The following is a 17,811-nucleotide window of genomic DNA, read 5'->3' as shown; positions in this document are numbered from 1 at the left end:
GATCACCGTGTCACACGACACCACTGCGCGCTCCCTGCCGAGCGCGTCGACGCGGGCCTCGCGCCCGCCCCTCTCACCGCGCGTCGCCGCGCTCCTCGCCGAGATGACCCTCGACGAGAAGCAGGCGCAGCTGGTGGGGTTCTGGGTCGACCAGGGAGACGAGGTCGTCGCCCCGATGGCCGGCGAGAAGAAGACCTCGACGCGATACGAAGAGGCCACCGCCGACGGCATCGGCCATCTCACACGCGTCTACGGCACCCGTCCCGTCGACCCCGGCGAGCGCGCCGCCTGGCTGTGGTCGGAGCAGGCCCGCCTACAGCGCGAGACCCGCCTCGGCATCCCCGCGCTCGTGCACGAGGAGTGCCTGACCGGCCTCGCGGCATGGCAGGCGGCGACGTATCCGACGCCGCTCGCCTGGGGCGCGTCGTTCGACCCGGTGCTCGTGGAGCGAGTGGGCGCGGCGATCGGCTCGTCGATGCGCACGCTCGGCATCCACCAGGGGCTGGCTCCCGTGCTCGACGTCGTGCGCGATCCGCGATGGGGACGCGTCGACGAGTGCATCGCCGAGGACCCCCTGGTCGTCGGGGTGATCGGCACCGCCTATGTGCGCGGCATGCAGTCGCAGGGGGTGCACGCGACGCTCAAGCACTTCGTCGGGTACTCGGCGTCGCGCGCCGGGCGCAACCACGCTCCGGTTCACGCCGGTGCGCGCGAGATCGAGGACGTGCTCCTGCCGCCGTTCGAGATGGCCGTGCGCGAGGGCGGGGTGCGCAGCGTCATGAACTCGTACACCGACATCGACGGCATCCCCGTGGCGGCCGACGCGCACTACCTCGATGACATCCTGCGCGAGCGGTGGGGTTTCGACGGCGTGGTGGTGTCGGATTACTTCGCCGTCGACTTCCTGCGCTCGATGCACCGCGTCGCCGCCGACTCGTCCGAGGCTGCTGCGCTGGCCCTCACCGCCGGCATCGACGTCGAACTGCCCTCGCCCGACGCCTACACCACGCTCGCGGCGCAGGTGCGCGCGGGCACGCTCGCCGAAGAGCTGCTCGATCGCGCGGTCGGCCGTGTACTCGCGCAGAAGGAGGAGCTCGGGCTGCTCGACGCCGACTTCACGACCGCTCCGCCGACGGCCGTCGATCTCGACTCCCCCGCGCACCGCGCCCTCGCCCGCGAGCTCGCGGAGGAGTCGATCGTGCTGCTGAGCAACGACGGCATCCTGCCCCTGGCCGCGGACGCCGCCACGCGCATCGCCGTGATCGGCCCCAATGCCGACAGCACCGAGGCGTTGATGGGCTGCTACTCCTTCGTCAACCACGTGCTCGCGCACCACCCGTCGACGCCGGCCGGCATCGCCCTGCCGACCGTGCTCGAAGCCCTGCGAACCGAGCTCCCGGACGCGACCGTCACGCACGCGATCGGATGCGCCGTCGAGGGTGACGACCGCAGCGGGATCGCGGATGCCGTCGCCGCCGCGCGCGAGGCGGAGCTCGCCGTGGTCGTCGTGGGCGACCGGGCGGGGCTGTTCGGCCGCGGAACGGTCGGCGAGGGCAACGATGTCGACACCCTCGATCTGCCGGGCGTGCAGCGGGAACTCGTCGAGGCGGTCGTCGGGACCGGCACTCCGGTGGTGCTCGTCGTGATGACGGGGCGCCCCTACGCCCTCGACTGGGCGTTGCCGCCGCGCGCGACGCCGGGCGGAGCTTCCGCCGGTCTCGGTGCCGTCAACTCGCCCGCGGCCGCCCGCGCGGCGGCGGAGGCCCCGGCCGCGCGCATACCGGCCGCGGTGCTGCAGGCGTTCTTCCCGGGCGAGGAGGGCGCCCCGGCGCTGGCACGCCTCCTCACCGGGCGCGCCTCCCCGTCGGGGCGTCTGCCCGTCTCGCTGCCGCGGTCCGCCGGGGCTCAGCCGTACTCGTACCTGCACCCCGTCCTCGGCGGACGCACCGACATCACGAGCGTCGACCCCACGCCCGTTCGGCCCTTCGGCTTCGGACTCGGCTACACGTCGTTCGCGCACACGGCGATCGAGGCCGATGCGACGGTCGTCGCCGGCGCCTCGTTCCGCGTCGCGGTCGAAGTGCGCAACGCCGGAGGGCGTGACGGCGTCGATGTCGTGCAGCTCTACGCGCACGACGAGGTCGCGAGCGTCGTGCGCCCCGTGGCCCAGCTGATCGGATTCGAGCGGATCGGGCTGGCCGCCGGCGAGAGCGGGCGCGTCACGTTCGACGTGCCGACCGAGCGTCTCGCCTTCACCGGACGCGACGGCGCGCGCCGCGTCGAGCCCGGGCGGATCCGCCTCTGGGTCGGCGAGGCGTGCGACCACCAGGAGACCGTGACGACCGTCGAGATCGTCCCGGCCCCCTGAGCGGGGACGCCGTTCGACAGGCTCAGCGACCCGGCTCGGATGAAGGGTCGCTGAGCCTTCCGACGCGTCGCCGCACGAGACCGGTCAGCCGTCGAGGCCCGCGAGGAAGGCACGCACGTGCTCACCCAGCTTCACGATGCGCAGGTCGCGCGCGAGTTCGCGGTCGAAGCCCTCGTAGGCGAGCGGGGGCAGCCGACGCACGTTCTCGGAGCATCCGAAGTTCGCGCACACGAGGGTGCCGATCGTGTCTCCCTTGCGCCCGGCCGGGCCGGCCTTGCGGGCGGTGAACAGCTGCACGTCGTTGCGGAGGGTGACGTCTTCGCACCACGAGCACTGGGCGCGGGCGATCACGCGCTGCTCGGCCTGCTGCAGCAGGGCACCGGTGAACCCGTCGCCCGACTCGGCGATCACATAGGCGCGACGCGGCGCCTTGGGATCGACCCAGCCGAGGTAGTCGAGGCGGTCGAAGTCGATGTCGGCGAAGCCCGTGGGCAGGTTCAGGTCGGAGACCTCTTTGCGAGAGGCGTTGCGGAAGGAAGCGCGGATGGCGCGCTCGTCGATGGGACGCATGGGAGTGGATGCTTTCGTCTGATGCTCGCCACAGGAGGACGAGTCGAGGTGTGGAGGATGAGGGGACGGTGACGCACCGGAGACGGCATCCGCCTCCGGCTGAACGTCAGCCTCTGCCCGCGGCGCTGTGCGCGCCTGCGGCTCCTGCCTGCGCCACCCGGGCGCTCCTCGAGAACATCACCCGGCGAGCCTACACCCGCCCGGCACGGCGAAGGGCCCGCTCCGTCGAGACGGGGCGGGCCCTCGAACCGGACGGACCCTTCGACAGGCTCAAGGACCCACCTGGGTCGCTGAGCCTGTCGAAGCGTCCCAGACGGGTCAGGCCGTGAGCGTCGGGATCTCGTAGCGGCGCGGGGTGCCGAAGCGATGCGCCGAGACCGACACGGCCTGCTCGCGCAGGTACGGAAGCATCTCGATGCGACCGGCGGTGACGACCGGCTGTCCGTAGACCGCGACGGCCGGGGAGCCGCCGGTGCGGGCCGCGGTGTCGGTCGTACTGCCGCCGACGAGACGGATGCGTCCGCCGGTCTGCGCGAGGCGAGCGGCACGGGCGGTCCAGGCGGTGCCGTTCTCGACCGCGATCGCGACGCCGGCGGCGCGCAACCACGACGAGACGGATGCCGGAAGGTCGGCCGCCGCGCTGACGGTGAGCGCGGCTCCCGTGCGGAGCCCCGCCGCGAGGACGCGGATCGCGTGCACGGCCGTCGCGTCCTCGATGCGCACCGTGACGGGCACGGCGTCGTAGCGCAGGGCGTTCTGCTCGGTCTCGAGGCCGGTCGCGTCGACCACGACGCCGAACTCCGCGGCCCATGCGGCCACGTCGGTCGACAGCGCGCCGGCGAGCCACGCCGCGTCCTCACCCGAGAGGTCGCCGGCTGCGACGAGCGCGGCCTTCGACAGGGCATCGGTGGGAGCATCCGCCGCGATCGGGGCGTCGACCCAGTCCGACAGTCCGATCAGGTAACTCGGGCCGCCCGCCTTGGTGCCGGCGCCGACGGCGGCCTTCTTCCAGCCGCCGAAGGGCTGACGCTGCACGATCGCCCCGGTGGTGCCGCGGTTGACGTAGAGGTTTCCGGCCTGCACCGTCGCGAGCCACTGGGCGACCTCGTCCTCGTCGAGCGAGTGCAGCCCCGAGGTGAGGCCGTAGTCGATCGCGTTGACGAGGGCCGTGGCCTCCTCGAGCGTCTTCGCCGTCATGATGCCGAGTACGGGTCCGAAGTACTCCGTGAGGTGGAACGGGCTGCCGGCCGCGACACCCGAACGGATGCCGGGGCGCCAGTACTGCCCCTCGTCGTCGAGCTTCTGCGGCTTCATGACCCAGCTCTCGCCGGGCTCGAGCGTGGTGAGGGCGTGGAGCAGCTTGCCCTCGGCGGGTGCGATGAGCGGTCCGATGCGGCTGGATCCGTCGCTGGGTGCGCCGACCTTGTACGAGCCGACGGCGTCGACGAGCTGGCGGCGGAACCGCTCGCTCTCGGCGACCGTGCCCACGAGGATCACGAGCGAGGCGGCCGAGCACTTCTGGCCCGCGTGACCGAACGCCGAGTAGGCGACGTCCTTCGCGGCGAGGTCGAGGTCGGCGCTGGGGGTGACGATGATCGCGTTCTTGCCGCTGGTCTCGGCGAGCAGGGGCAGGTCGGGACGGAAGCTGCGGAACAGCTCGGCCGTCTCGTATCCGCCGGTGAGGATGACGCGCTCGACGGCCGGGTGGCTGATCAGCTGCGTGCCGAGCTCGCGCTCTTCGAGCTGCACGTACTGCAGCACCTCGCGGGGCACTCCGGCCTCCCACAGCGCCTCCACCATGACCGCACCGGATCGGGCGGCCTGGGCGGCGGGCTTGATCACGACCGGGGATCCGGCCGCGAGGGCGGCGAGCGTCGAGCCGGCGGGGATCGCGACGGGGAAGTTCCACGGCGGGGTGACCACGGTCAGCCCGACGGGACGGTGCTCGGCACCCGGGATCTGCTCGGCGCGCTTGGCGCTCTCGGCGTAGTAGTGCGCGAAGTCGATGGCTTCGGAGACCTCAGGGTCGCCCTGTTCGAGCACCTTGCCGGCCTCGGAGCCCATGACCTCGAGCAGGTCGGCGCGACGGGCCTCGAGCACGTCGCCCGCACGGTGGAGGATCTCCGCGCGACCGGCGGCACCGAGCGCACGCCAGGCCTCACCTGCGGCGACGGCCTCGGCGATCACGGTGTCGAGGGCCGCGGCATCCGACAGCGTGCGGGTGCGAACGGTCTCGTCTCCGAGCGTCGACGACTCCATGCGCGAGCGGATACCGTCGCCCCACGCGCGGTTGGCGGCGAGGCTCGGGTCGGTGTCGGGGGTGTTCTCGAAGCCGTCGCGACGGGCGGCGGGCGCGGGCTGCGTGCGGTCCTGCACGCGGTTCGATGCGGGGACCTCGGTCGGCATCGACGCGATCGAGGCGAGGAAGCGGTCGCGCTCGCGGGCGAAGAGCGCGGGCTGCTCGTCGAGGTCGAACACGGCCGACATGAAGTTGTCGGTCGAGGCGCCCTCTTCGAGGCGGCGGATCAGGTACGCGATCGCGACGTCGAACTCGGCCGGGTGCACGACCGGCGTGTAGAGCAGCAGCGAGCCGACGGTGCGGCGCACGACGGTGGCCTGCGCGGATGCCATGCCGAGCAGCATCTCGAACTCGATCCCGTCGGTGGCGCCGCGACGGTTCGCGAGCAGCCAGGCGAGGGCGATGTCGAAGAGGTTGTGACCGGCGATGCCGATGCGCACGTTGCCGATGCGGTCGGGGTGCAGGGCGTAGTCGAGGACGGCCTTGTACGAGGCATCCGATGCCTCCTTGCTGTGCCAGGTCGCGAGCGGCCAGTCGTGCGACTCGGCATCGACGCGCTCCATGGGCAGGTTCGCGCCCTTGACGACGCGCACCTTGATCGGCGCCCCACCGTCGGCGACGCGAGCGGCCGACCACTCCTGCAGGCGGATCATCGCGCCGAGGGCGTCGGGCAGGTAGGCCTGCAGCACGATGCCGGCCTCGAGCGAGCGGAACTCCTCGCGCTCGAGGATCGTCGTGAACACCGCGATCGTGAGGTCGAGGTCCTTGAACTCCTCCATGTCGAGGTTGATGAACTTGCCGCGCTTCACGGCGATGCGGTACAGCGGGGCGAGCGCGTCGACGGCGTGCGCGACGGCGTCGTCGAAGGCCCAGGGGCTGTGCGGGGCGACGGTGGACGACACCTTGATCGAGACGTAGTCGACGTCGCTGCGCTCGAGCAGACGACGGGTGCCGTCGAGGCGGCGCGCGGCCTCCTCCTCACCGAGGATCGCCTCGCCGAGCAGGTTGACGTTGAGGTGCACGCCGTCGGTCGACTTGATACGCGTGATGGCCTTGCCGAGCTTCGCGTCGGTGGCGTCGACGATGAGGTGGCGCACCATGCCGCGGAGCACCCGGCGGCTGATCGGCACGACGATGCCGGGGAAGGCGGGGGCGAGCGCACCGCCGAGCTTGATGAGTCCGCGCAGCGCACCGGGCAGGAACGCCGGGGTGAGCGGCACGAGGTCGCGGAGGTTGGCGGCGGCGACCTTGAGGTCTTCGGGGCGCACGACGCCGTCGACGAAGCCGACCGTGAAGTCGAGACCGTTCGGGTCGCTCAGCACACCGGCGAGGCGCTTGGCAGCGGTGTCGGCGGGCACCTCGCGGCTCTCGACGAGCCAGCGCTGGACGAGCGCGACCGCGTCGTCGGCGAGGGCGGCGAGCTCGGCGTGGCCGGTCGGGGCGGGGGAAGTCTGCGTCATCGGGAGTCCTCTTCGTCTGAGCTCGTTTGTCGAGCGCGCGCGCGGGTGGGTGCGATTCTCAGTGTGGGGCGCGGCATCCGTTATGAAAAGCGAACGTTTACGATGGGTACTGTTCGATGTCTTCGATGCTTTAGAGAGGTCCCCGTGTTCGAGCTGCGCCGCCTGCGCCTGCTGCACGAGCTGCACCTGCGCGGCACGATCGCCGACGTCGCCGCCGCCCTGTCGTTCAGCCCCTCGACGGTCTCGCAGCAACTCGCGCAGCTCGAGCGCGAGGCCGGGGTCGCCCTGCTCGAACCCGACGGCCGGCGGGTGCGCCTCACCGCGCGCGGACGCCTGCTCGCCGCGCACGCCGCACGCGCGCTCGAACTCGACGAAGCCGCCCGCGCCGAGCTGTCGGAGGCGGCGCCGGCGCAGGTACGCATCGCCGTCATGCCCACGGCCGCGGAGGCCCTCGTGCCCCCGGCGCTCACGCTGCTGGCCGAGCGGATGCCGGGACTCCGCCTCGAGATGGTGGAACTGCCACCCGAGATCGCGCTCTTCGAGCTGCAGGCGCGCGCATTCGATCTGGTCGTCGCCGAGCAGTACCCCGGCCACACGCGCGAGATCGCCGACGGAATCGACCGCACCCTCCTGGGACGCGACCCCATCCGCCTCGCCGTGCCCCGCGGGGATGCCGCGCGCGGACTGGAGGACCTGCGCGATCGGGCGTGGGTGCTCGAACCCCAGGGGGCCGCAGTGCGGCGATGGGCCGTGCAGCAGTGCCGGGCCGCGGGATTCGAGCCCGACGTGCGCTTCGAGGCCACGGATCTGGTCTCGCACGCCCGGCTCGTCGCCGCCGGTCACGCCGTCGCGATGCTGCCCGACCTCGTATGGACCGGGGGTCGGTCGACCGTGCGCCTGCGGGAACTGCCCGGCTCGCCCGTGCGCGAGATCTTCGCCGCCACCCGCGCGTCGTCGCGCGATGATGCGGCGATCATGGCGGTGCGTGAAGCACTGGCCGATGCGCTGGCCGCGCACGACCCGCGCTGACCGGGGGTGGTGCGTGGGCGTGCGGGTGGGCGGTGCGGGTGGGCTCGCCGCGTGACTGGTCCCTGAGCCTGTCGAAAGGCCCGTGCTCGCGCAGGAGGCTGGGTCCCTGAGCTTGTCGAAGGGCCCTACCCCGTCCGGCAACTGGGTCCCTGAGCCTGTCGAAGGGCCCCACCCCGTCCCGCGACTGGGTCCCTGAGCGTGTCGAAGGGTCCCGCCGCGTGTGCACTCGTTCTGCACCGGTGTGGTGTGGTTGGGAGTTCTCCACCGATCGCGTGGATATGTTCGTTGGTCTGGGGTTTTCGCGTCTGAATGTCGGTGGTCCCTGGTGGACTGGGGTGCATGAACAGCACTGCCGAGCTTCTGGATCGGGTCGCCCGTGACCTGGCCGTGGTGTTGCGCGCGGATGTCGTGGCGGGGTTGTCGGATGTCGAGAAGATGCAGGTGTTGCGTGCCGCCGGGGAGGTCGCCCGGCGGGTCGATGCGGCGGTGGTGGAGACGGTCGGGTCGGTGGATCAGCGTCCGGCGGGGTCGGGGGAGCTGGCGTTCTGCGGGCGGTTCGGATGCCGGAGCATGAACGAGCTCGTCCAGCGGGTGCTGCGCACGGACGCGGCCGGCGCGGCACGGGTCGTGAAAGCCGGGAAGCTCGTCCGTCGGGAGTTGGACTTCTCCTCGGGGGCGATGCTGCCCGCCCGCTGGCCGGCCCTGCGCGAGACGTTGCTGGACGGTGCGGTCGGGGTCGCGGGACTGCTCGCCGCAACCGGGCCCGTGGAGCAGGCCGGGCCGCGCATCGGTGCGGCCGACCGGCTCCTCGCGGACGCCGAGTTGGCGGAGTACGCGCGAGGGCTCGTCGCCGTCGACGATGGATCTGACGCGGATGGCCATGTCGAAGCGGGACCACCCGCGACACCCGAGGATCTGAAGGTGTTGTCGCGGGTGATCGTGACTTATCTCGACCCGGACGGCGCGGAACCCGCCGAGGAGCGGGCGATGCGCGCCCGGGGGATCGTGCTCGGGCGGGTCAAGGACGGGGTGATCCCGATCCGCGGGTCTTTGCTGCCCGAAACGGCGGGGCAGTTGCAACGCATCTGGGACGCGTACCTGAATCCGAAAGTCGATGGACCAGCGATCCCTGCGGTGCCACTCCCGGACGACGGGTTCGAGGGCGGAGTGCGTTTCGTCCCTTCCGCCGACGACGCTGCGCTCGGTGCGGATGACCATGCGCTGAACAGCCAGACGCATAGCCTCCTCGCCGACGATGTCCTCCCGTCGGGTGATGCGGGGCGGATGGTCGATGACCGGTCCCGCGCGCAGAAGCAGCACGACGCTCTCGCCGCGGTGCTCGGGATCGCCGCGAGACACGGTGACATGCCCACCCTCGGTGGTGCCGCCCCCACCCTCGTGGTGTCGGTGGCTGCGGAGGATTATGCGTCCGGGCGGGGGTGGGCGCACGTCGACGGCATCGACGACGCCCCGGTTTCCCTCGCGACCGCCCGGCACACCGCCTGCGGGGGCAGTATCCAACGCGTCACCTGCGACCCGGGCGGGCGCATCATCGGCATCGACACCACCGACCGGATCTTCACCGCCCACCAACGCCGCGCGATCGCCCTCCGCGACAAAGAATGCCTCATCCCCGGCTGCCACGTCCCCGCAGCCTGGTGCGAGATCCACCACGTCACCGAACACGCCCGCGGCGGACCCACCACCACCGACAACGGCGTCACCCTCTGCTGGCACCACCACCGCACCCTCGACACCAACGGCTGGACCATCCGCATGCACCACGGCGTCCCCCACGTCCGCGGACCCGCCTGGTGGGACCCCCACCAGAAATGGCGCACACCCCAACCCGCCGCCCGACCCACCACACGCACCAACGCACGCACCAGCACCGCAGCCACCACACGCCACCGCACTCCCGCCGCCACCACCAGAGCCACCGCCACCGCCACCGCCACCACCAGAACCACAGCCACAGCCGCAGCCACAGCCACAGCCGCAGCCACAGCCACAGCCACAGCCACAGCCACAGCCACCATCAGCGCGGCGAGACAGCGAACCAGACCGCCGATCCGGGCATGAACGAGTGCGTCACCTGTCACGCGCCCGACTGGTTGTCAATCCCGTGGTCGCCTCGCGCGAGCGGTGCGAGGGTGGCCATTCCAACGATCCCCACAAGGAGAGGAAGACGCCATGAGCGCGGGAGACGACATCAAGAACAACGCCGAGAAGCTGGCCGGAAAGGCCAAGGAGGGCGCGGGCAAGCTCACCGACAACGAGCGCCTCGAAGCCGAAGGTCGCGCAGACCAGACGAAGGCCTCCGCCAAGCAGGCGGGCGAGAACGCGAAGGACGCCGCCCACAAGGCGGGCGAGAGCGTCAAGGACGCGTTCGACCGCTGAGACCGAAGAACCCCGCTCCTGGGAGCGGGGTTCCGGCTCTCCGGCACGACGTCCGGACACAGAAGAGGCCCGCCACTCGGGCGGGCCTCTTCTTTCTGGTCTAGCTGCGGCGGCTGCCGGTGATCGATCGAATGAGCCATGCGATCACGGCGATCGCGAGGAGCACGAGGCCCACCCACAGGAGGAACTGCAGAGACTGCACGAGTCCTCCGGTGATCGCGAGAATCACGGCGATGACGATGACGATGATGAGGAGGATGTTCATCGTTCTTCCCTTCTGTTCGAGGCGGGCGCCCCGAATTGCTGTAGCCCTCACGGTAGGGGCCGATGCCCGCTGGAGCAGAGGGGGTTGACGCGGACACCTCTGGAATGCCAAGGGAAAACACAGGAGAGGACGACATCATGCCCGGACGACGCAACCGTTCGCTCAAGGATCCCGAGCTCTACGAGGAGCTTCGCGACGACGGCGCCTCGAAGGAGAAAGCCGCCCGCATCTCGAATGCGGCCGCCCGTGACGGCCGCAAGACCGTCGGCAGGCGCGGCGGAGAGAGCGGCGACTACGAGGACTGGACGGTCTCCGAACTGCGCGCCCGCGCGAAGGAGCTCGGGATCACCGGCTACAGCGGCAAACGCAAGGCCGAGATCATTTCGATGCTGCGGAACCACTAGGCGGCCGCGGTGACGCGCTTCGGCATCGAGGAGGAGTTCCTGCTGGTCGACCGGAGCACGCTCGTGCCGCTGGCCATGACCGACGGCACCCGGGAACGGCTCACATCCGAGGGCGGCGGGCGGATCCTGCCCGAGTTCCTCACCTCGCAGTTCGAGTGCGTCACCGATCCCCTCTCGTCGATGGCGGATGCCGCAGCTCAGCTGCACCACCTCCGCGCTGCACTCGCGGCGCACGCCGCCCCGCTGGACGCCGTGATCGCCGCATCCGGTACGCCGTTCAACACCACGGGACGCGCCACGATCTCCGCGTCGCCGCACTACGACCGCGTCTCGACGCAGCTCGGTGCGATCGCGCACGGCCACGAGGTGAACGGACTGCACGTGCACGTGGAGGTCGCGGACGCCGAGGACCGCGTGCGAGCGCTCAACCGGGTGCGCGGCTGGTTGCCGGTGTTGCTCGCCCTCACCGGGAACAGCCCCTTCGCCGGGGGCGCGGCGACGGGTTTCGCGAGCTGGCGCAGCATCCTGATCCGTCGCCTGCCCGCGACGTGGGCACCGCCCCGGTTCCGCGACCTCGCCGACTACGAGGACCAGGTGGACCGGCTGATCGCGCTCTCCGCGATCCCCGAACGGTCGTCGCTGTCGTGGGCGGCGCGCCTCTCGGACCGCTTCCCCACGGTCGAGCTGCGCGTGTGCGATGCGCAGCTCGAGATCGACGACGCACTCTTCGCGGCAGCCCTCGCCCGCGCGATCGTGGTGAGCGACGACGGCCCGGTGTCGGCGGCCCCGGTCGAGCAGATCGACGCCGGCCTCTGGGTCGCCGCGCGGCACGGAATGGCGGCGACGGTCACCGATCCTGCGACCTGCGAGGCGACGGATGCCTGGACTGCGGCACACCGGCTGCTCGACGTCGTGCGGCACGCGCTCGAGCAGCTCGGCGATGCGGAGTTCGTCACCGCGCACGTCGAGCGCCTCCGGAGGGAGGGGACGGGCGCCGAGCGCCAGCTGCGCGCCCACGCGCACGACGGCCTGCGCGGCCTGCGACGACTGCACCTCGCGGGGAGCGATTCCGGAGGGTCCGTTGCGGGGTCCGCCACCGCGGCCTCCGCACGGGAGTGAGTTCCCGGCATCCGCCCTCGACGTCCGTGGCGGGGAGTAGCCTTCGCCTGTGGCATCCTTCTCCGGCGTCCAGCGCCTGGTCATCTCGATCGCTGTCCTCGCGTCTTTCGTGACGTTCCTCGACGGCACCGTCGTGAACGTCGCGCTGCCCGCGATCAGCCGTGAGCTGGGCGGCGGCATCACGACCCAGCAGTGGGTGGTGGATGCGTACCTCATCACGCTGAGCGCGCTGATCCTGCTGGCGGGGTCTGTCTCCGACGCCTACGGGCGCGTGCTGGTGATGCGCGTCGGCCTCATCGCCTTCGGGATCGCCTCGATCGCGGTGGCCGCGGCTCCCGACCCGCTGGTGCTCATCATCGCCCGCGCGGCGCAGGGTGCGGCGGGCGCGCTGCTGGTGCCGAGTTCGCTCGCCCTGATCACCGCAACCATGCGCTCCGATGTGCAGGCCCGCGCGATCGGGGTCTGGACGGCGTTCACGACGGCCGCGCAGCTGGTCGGCCCGCTCATGGGCGGACTCTTCGTCGACTACCTGTCGTGGCGATTCGTGTTCCTCATCAACGTGCTTCCGATCACCCTGAACCTGATCCTGCTGTCGCGGCTGAAACTGGCCGAGAAGCCGAGCGGCCGCCGCGTCGACTGGTGGAGCGGGGCACTGTGCGCGATCGGCCTCGGCGCCGTGGTGTTCGCGCTCATCGAGCAGCCCAACTACGGCTGGGCCTCCCCCGCCATCTGGATCCCGGGCGTCGCGGGGGCCGCGCTGTTCGCGTGGTTCCTGCTGCGGCAGCGCGGCTCGGCCACACCGCTCATGCCGCTGTGGCTCTTCCGCGTGCGCGACTTCGGCTGGGGCAACCTCGCCACCTTCTTCGTCTACGCCGCGCTCTCGCTCAACGGATTCGTCGTGGGCGTCTACCTGCAGCAGGGCGCGGGTCTCAGCGCCACCGCCGCAGGTCTCGCGAGCCTGCCCATGACGATCCTGATGATCCTCATCAGCTCGCGCGCCGGGGCATGGGCCGGGCGATTCGGTCCGCGCATCTTCATGACGGTCGGCCCCGCGATCATGGCCGTCGGCGCCCTCATGCTGCTGCTCGTCGCCGAGGACTTCGACTACTGGTGGCAGGTACTGCCGGCCATGATCGTGACGGGCCTCGGCCTCGCTCTCACCGTCGCCCCGCTGACCGCCGCGATCCTCGGCGCGATCGATCAGGAGCACTCCGGCATCGCCTCGGCCGTCAACAATGCCGTCTCGCGCGTCGCCGGCCTCCTCGTCGTCGCGATGCTGTCGACCATCGTCGGCGGCATGCTCGACCTCGACGGATTCCACAGCGCCGCCTGGGTCACTGCCGCACTGCTCGTGCTCGGCGCGATCGTGTCGTGGATCGGCATCCGCCGCAATCCCGCCGAGGTCGAGGACGCCGTGACCCCGGCATCCGCCACTCCCCCGATGACTCCCCCGACCTGAGTCTGCCGCGGGCGCAGGATCTCGCAGATCTGCAGCCATCTCGCACGAGCGCGACCGATTGCGTGCGAGATTCCGCCGATCTCCGAAGCGACGCCGTCGCCTCATCCGCACGGCGGGATCGACAGGTCGGCCCGGAGAACCCGGGGGCGACCCGTCGATCCCGCAAGCGGGGCGGCGCTCAGGCGCGGCGGCGGCGGCGCAGTGCAGCTGCGCCCGCCGTCGCGGCACCGGCGGCGAGCAGCCCGCCGGCCAGGAAGAGCGCGGCGGCCGGCACATCCCCGCCGGTCGTCGCAAGATCGTCCTGGGAACCTGCATCGGATGCCCCGCCCGACCCCGTTCCGGAGCCGGAGCCCGAGCCCGAGCCGTTTCCGGGGGTGCCCGGGTCCGCGGGGTCGACCGGATCCACCGGATCCACCGGATCCACCGGATCCACGGGGTCCACGGCATCCGCGACCGCGACCGGCGCGCTCTCGACCGCCGCCGCGTCCAGTGCGGTCACGATCCAGCTCTCGCCCGCCGCGCGAGCCGAGGCAGCCGCATCACCAGCGCCCGCCTCACCCTCAGCCGCATCACCCCCGGCCGTGGGCAGCGGATACGCGAACTCCCCCGCACCCCCGGCCCACACGGTGTCGACCAGCGTGCCCGGGGCGGCGACGATCTCCTCGGCCGTCCCCGTACCGCGATAGATCGCGTACTGACGCGCTTCCGCCGCATCGCCGGCCGTCCAGACGAGCGCACCGTCCTCGACCGCCGCGTCGGTGGGTGAGGCGACCGCGCCGTCCGACAGCCACGGCTTCGCCGGCACGATCGTCGGGTGCGCGAAGGCCTCGGCCTTCAGAAGCTCGATCGCGGTGTTCTTCGCCTGGTTCTTGGGCTGCTGGTCGGCGGGCAGCGCGGCGATGTCGCTCGGCTTCATATCGTTGTAGCTGAACAGCACGCTGCCGTCGATGCCCTCGAGCTTCTGGTTGAAGCGGATCTGGTTCGGCACCTCTTCGGGGTTCATCCACGCTGCTTCCCAGCCGCCGTTGTTGACGTGCTTGTAGAGCGCATGCCCGACGTAGATCTGGGTGCGGCTGTCGAGCGCGGTGTTGCTCCACCACTGCGCCAGCTCACCGTAGGGGGCGGCCGCCTGGTCGAAGCTCCAGTAGATCTGCGGGGTGAGGTAGTCGATCAGCTCGTCCTGCACCCAGCCGCGGGTGTCGGCGAACACGGCGCTGCTGTAGGTCTGCGACGACCCCGTCGGGGTGTTCGATCCGGCGGGGTCGAGCGCCTTGTGCTCCCAGATGCCGAAGGGGCTGATGCCCAGCTGCACCGCCGTCCCGGCATCCGCGTTGTGCGCATCGATGACATCGCCGACCTGTGTGACGAGCCCCGTGATGTTGTCGCGGCGCCAGGCCTCGATCCCGTCCTGCGTGTCGGGGTAGCCGGAGGTGAGCCCGAACTCCTCGAAGGTCGCGCGATCCTCGCCCTGCGCGCCGAAGAAGACGTTCACGCCGTCGACCGTGATCCGGTAGGGGTAGAAGTAGTCGTCGAAGTGGATCGCGTCGACGTCGTAGTTCTCGACGATCTCGGCGACGGATGCCGCGACGTAGGCGGGCACCTCGGGCTGCCCCGGGTCGAGGAAGAGCTTCTCCTCGAACGACAGCACCCAGTCGGGATGCTGCACGGCGAAGTTGTCGTCGGCGAGGATGCCGGCGTCGTTGAGCGCGGTGATGTACTCCGGGATCGTGAGCGCCTTCACCTCGTCGGCGGTGAGGCCGAGTGCCGTGAGGATCGCGGGCGCGGTCATCTTGGTGTTCGTGACCCGGTAGGGGTTGAGCCACGCGTGGAACTCCATGCCGCGGGCATGGGTCGCATCGACCATCTTCTGCAACGGGTCGTAGCCGGGGTCGGTGCCCTGGGGACCCGCGAGGAACTCCGACCACGGGTTGAGCTCCGACGGGTAGTACGCGTCGAGCAGCGGACGCACCTGGAAGATCACGGCGTTCATGTTCCACGACGCGAAGTCGTCGAGCACGGTGGCGTACTTCGCGTCGAAGTCGGCGGCATCCGCGGGCTTGCCGAAGTTGAGGTTGCCGATCGTGCCCACCCAGGCGCTCGAGAAGCGCCGGTTCTCGGGCTCGAGCTCCGTCGGGATGGCGACCTGCTCCCCCGATCCCGGGTAGGTCTCGACGGGGTCGGGGCCGTAGCCGTAGGCACCCGCGGCGTCCTTGACGAAGGTGTGCAGAGGCTCCTCGTCCGGGGCAGCGGCGACGGCCGCGGCCGGAAGGGCGAGCATCAGCAGGGCGGCGGTCGCAGCGGCGGCGGATCTTCTCAGCATCGAGTCCTCGTTCATCGGGTGCACGGTCCATCGAGTGCACGGCGTCGTTCACGGTGATAACCATTTCCACTTTCGTCATTGTTAGTGGAACTAACTAACAGCGTGCCACAGCATCCGCTCGACCGCCACCCCCGGGTACGCGGAAGGGCTCGCAGCGGATGGCTGCGAGCCCTTCGGAGACGGGACGATCAGCTGACGGGGCTGAGCGTCTTCGCGATGTGCGTGTGCACGGCCGTGAGCCACGAGAGAAGGAACTCGGTCGTCGACTCGTCGGTGACCTCGCCGTCGTCGGTGATCAGGCCCTCACGCAGATGCACGTACGCCTCGGGCTGCGCGAGCTCGGGCGAGGCGAGGAAGGAGAGGATCGAGCGCAGGTGCTGCTGGGCGACGGCGGTGCCGATCGCGCCGATCGACGCGCCGATCACGGCCGAGGGCTTGCCGGCGAAGCTGTTCTGCCCCCACGGACGGCTCGCCGTGTCGAGCGCATTTTTCAGCACGCCCGGCACCGAGCGGTTGTATTCGGGGGTGATGACGATGATGCCGTCGGATGCTTCGATCGCCTTCTTGAACGCAGCGGCCTCGGCAGGGATCGCGTTGTCGTTGTCGGCCGAGTAGAAGGGCAGGTCCGCGAGCGGGATCTCGGTGAGCTTCAGGCCGGCCTGCGGCGCGAGCTTCACGAGCGCCTTCGACAGGCGGCGGTTGATCGAGGTCGAGGAGATGCTGCCGACGAGGAAGCCGACGTCGTACGTGGTGGTCATGAGAATCCTTCCGATACATGCACTTGCATAAACATAGAACGATCTCCGGGGCATCCGCATTCCTGACGCGCCGGTAGATTTGCCGACATGCGCATCCGCCTCGTCTCCGCCGTCGCGGTCGCCCTGCTGCTGTTCACGGGATGCGCGGCGACGGATGCCCCGGGCGCGGAGCCGTGGGCCGCACCGCCCGCCGGAGCGCAACCCGACTACCAGCTCGGCGGCGCGTACGACCCCGCACCCGAGGTCGCGATCGTCGGCCGCGACCGCGGCGCCGAACCCGCCGAGGGCGTGTACTCGGTCTGCTACGTCAACGGGTTCCAGACGCAACCGGGCGAGTTCGACCTCTGGGACGAGGATCTGCTGCTGCAGCGCGACGGGGTTCCGGTCTTCGACCCCGACTGGCCCGACGAGGCGCTCGTCGACACGTCGACCGTCGAGCGACGCGAACGGATCGCCGCGCTCGTCACGCCCTGGATCGACGGGTGTGCGGATGCTGGATTCGACGCGGTCGAGTTCGACAACCTCGATTCCTACACGCGCTCCGACGGTGCGCTGACACTCGACGGCAACCTCGCCCTCGCCACGATGCTGGTCGACGCCGCGCACGACGCGGGGCTCGCTGCGGGACAGAAGAACGCCGCCGAGGATGCCGCGGTGCTGCACGACGAGGCAGGCTTCGACTTCGCCGTCACCGAGGAGTGCGCGGCCTACGAGGAGTGCTCGGCGTACACCGACGTCTACGGCGAGGCCGTGATCGACATCGAGTACACCGACGAGCTGCCCCGCAGCTTCGCCGAGATGTGCGCCGACGACGAGTCGCCCGCCTCCATGGTGCTGCGCGACCGCGAGCTCGTCACGCCCCGCGACGACGGCTACGCGTTCGAGACGTGCGCGGACTGACGAGCGCCGGCAGGTGCACCGTCGGCAGGTGCACCGTCGGCAGTGCGTGTCGCGAGCATCGACATCTCAAGGTCGATGAAGCCCGCGATCATCGCCCGATAGGCTCCCTCGACGACGTCCGGGGCGGCTCCCGCCTCAGCCGCCATCCTCCGCACCCGCGCGATCACCTCGTCGACACGGCTCGGGGCGCGCACCCCGGATTCATCCCGCTTCAACGCACCGGCGCGTGCGACCCACTGCTGACGGCGCGCGATGAGCGCGACGATCTCCCGATCGATCGCATCGATCCCCTCACGAATGTCGGTGAGGGCCGCCCCTCGCTCCAGCCCGCTCTGTTCTACTTCTCTGTCGGTCATTCCCACTCCCCTCTGCCGGGCAAGCATGCCACGGCCGACCGGCGGAGACCCGGATGCTCGCCTTCCCGCGCCGCGGCGATCCCCGCTCGACCTCGGGCCCGCAG

At 70.8% G+C, this 17,811-nt stretch carries 14 protein-coding genes; 8 read left to right on the top strand and 6 right to left on the bottom strand.

The window, feature by feature from the left end; all coding sequences use genetic code 11:
* Nucleotides 1-103: 103 nt before the first annotated feature.
* The gene (locus tag ACIPVN_RS15970) at nt 104-2,368 is read left to right on the top strand and encodes a beta-glucosidase (protein ID WP_400444971.1); all 2,265 of its coding nucleotides are present in this window, start codon (nt 104-106) and stop codon (nt 2,366-2,368) included.
* Nucleotides 2,369-2,452: 84 nt separating this feature from the next.
* Here ACIPVN_RS15970 and ACIPVN_RS15965 read toward each other — a convergent pair whose 3' ends face one another.
* Nucleotides 2,453-2,938 carry an FBP domain-containing protein gene (locus tag ACIPVN_RS15965; protein WP_400444923.1) on the bottom strand — a complete coding sequence of 162 codons (486 nt, stop codon included), beginning with the start codon at nt 2,936-2,938 and terminating at the stop codon, nt 2,453-2,455.
* A gap of 318 nt (nt 2,939-3,256) precedes the next feature.
* Nucleotides 3,257-6,697: a bifunctional proline dehydrogenase/L-glutamate gamma-semialdehyde dehydrogenase gene (locus ACIPVN_RS15960; RefSeq protein WP_400444918.1), complete on the bottom strand. Its 3,441-nt coding sequence runs from the start codon at nt 6,695-6,697 to the stop codon at nt 3,257-3,259.
* A 144-nt stretch (nt 6,698-6,841) separates the two neighbouring features.
* Here ACIPVN_RS15960 and ACIPVN_RS15955 point away from each other — a divergent pair, with 144 nt between their 5' ends.
* The 3 genes from ACIPVN_RS15955 to ACIPVN_RS15945 all read left to right on the top strand — a co-directional run bounded on the left by ACIPVN_RS15955 (nt 6,842) and on the right by ACIPVN_RS15945 (nt 10,126).
* Nucleotides 6,842-7,726, top strand: coding sequence for a LysR family transcriptional regulator (locus tag ACIPVN_RS15955; RefSeq protein WP_400444915.1), 885 nt, complete (start codon nt 6,842-6,844; stop codon nt 7,724-7,726).
* Between the two features lie 339 nt (nt 7,727-8,065).
* The gene (locus ACIPVN_RS15950; RefSeq protein WP_400444912.1) at nt 8,066-9,808 is read left to right on the top strand and encodes a DUF222 domain-containing protein; all 1,743 of its coding nucleotides are present in this window, start codon (nt 8,066-8,068) and stop codon (nt 9,806-9,808) included.
* A gap of 111 nt (nt 9,809-9,919) precedes the next feature.
* On the top strand, nt 9,920-10,126 hold the full coding sequence (locus ACIPVN_RS15945; RefSeq protein ID WP_400444909.1) for a CsbD family protein: 207 nt from the start codon (nt 9,920-9,922) through the stop codon (nt 10,124-10,126).
* 100 nt (nt 10,127-10,226) lie between these two features.
* Here ACIPVN_RS15945 and ACIPVN_RS15940 read toward each other — a convergent pair whose 3' ends face one another.
* Nucleotides 10,227-10,391: a hypothetical protein gene (locus ACIPVN_RS15940; protein ID WP_247624650.1), complete on the bottom strand. Its 165-nt coding sequence runs from the start codon at nt 10,389-10,391 to the stop codon at nt 10,227-10,229.
* A 137-nt stretch (nt 10,392-10,528) separates the two neighbouring features.
* Here ACIPVN_RS15940 and ACIPVN_RS15935 point away from each other — a divergent pair, with 137 nt between their 5' ends.
* From ACIPVN_RS15935 to ACIPVN_RS15925, 3 genes are read left to right on the top strand one after another with little or no spacing between them, the layout of a single operon-like run.
* Complete coding sequence (locus ACIPVN_RS15935) at nt 10,529-10,795, top strand: Rho termination factor N-terminal domain-containing protein (RefSeq protein WP_400444906.1); 267 nt, start codon at nt 10,529-10,531, stop codon at nt 10,793-10,795.
* Nucleotides 10,796-10,804: 9 nt separating this feature from the next.
* Nucleotides 10,805-11,914 carry a YbdK family carboxylate-amine ligase gene (locus ACIPVN_RS15930; RefSeq protein ID WP_400444903.1) on the top strand — a complete coding sequence of 370 codons (1,110 nt, stop codon included), beginning with the start codon at nt 10,805-10,807 and terminating at the stop codon, nt 11,912-11,914.
* Nucleotides 11,915-11,963: 49 nt separating this feature from the next.
* The gene (locus ACIPVN_RS15925; RefSeq protein ID WP_400444900.1) at nt 11,964-13,373 is read left to right on the top strand and encodes an MFS transporter; all 1,410 of its coding nucleotides are present in this window, start codon (nt 11,964-11,966) and stop codon (nt 13,371-13,373) included.
* A 178-nt stretch (nt 13,374-13,551) separates the two neighbouring features.
* On the opposite strand, the gene ACIPVN_RS15920 is transcribed toward ACIPVN_RS15925, so the two are convergent.
* The gene (locus ACIPVN_RS15920) at nt 13,552-15,708 is read right to left on the bottom strand and encodes a glycoside hydrolase family 10 protein (RefSeq protein ID WP_400444897.1); all 2,157 of its coding nucleotides are present in this window, start codon (nt 15,706-15,708) and stop codon (nt 13,552-13,554) included.
* A gap of 173 nt (nt 15,709-15,881) precedes the next feature.
* Nucleotides 15,882-16,451, bottom strand: coding sequence for an NADPH-dependent FMN reductase (locus tag ACIPVN_RS15915; protein WP_400444894.1), 570 nt, complete (start codon nt 16,449-16,451; stop codon nt 15,882-15,884).
* Between the two features lie 87 nt (nt 16,452-16,538).
* Between ACIPVN_RS15915 and ACIPVN_RS15910 the strand changes: the two genes are divergently transcribed.
* Nucleotides 16,539-17,351: an endo alpha-1,4 polygalactosaminidase gene (locus ACIPVN_RS15910; protein WP_400444891.1), complete on the top strand. Its 813-nt coding sequence runs from the start codon at nt 16,539-16,541 to the stop codon at nt 17,349-17,351.
* Here ACIPVN_RS15910 and ACIPVN_RS15905 read toward each other — a convergent pair.
* Nucleotides 17,324-17,707 (bottom strand): chorismate mutase, encoded by a 384-nt coding sequence (locus tag ACIPVN_RS15905; protein ID WP_400444888.1) that lies wholly within the window; start codon nt 17,705-17,707, stop codon nt 17,324-17,326. The genes ACIPVN_RS15910 and ACIPVN_RS15905 overlap by 28 nt on opposite strands.
* Nucleotides 17,708-17,811 lie beyond the last annotated feature (104 nt).

The sequence above is a fragment of the Microbacterium sp. NPDC090003 genome (assembly GCF_044748385.1).
GTDB lineage: Bacteria > Actinomycetota > Actinomycetes > Actinomycetales > Microbacteriaceae > Microbacterium.
This window is presented reverse-complemented; position numbering and strand designations above follow the sequence as displayed.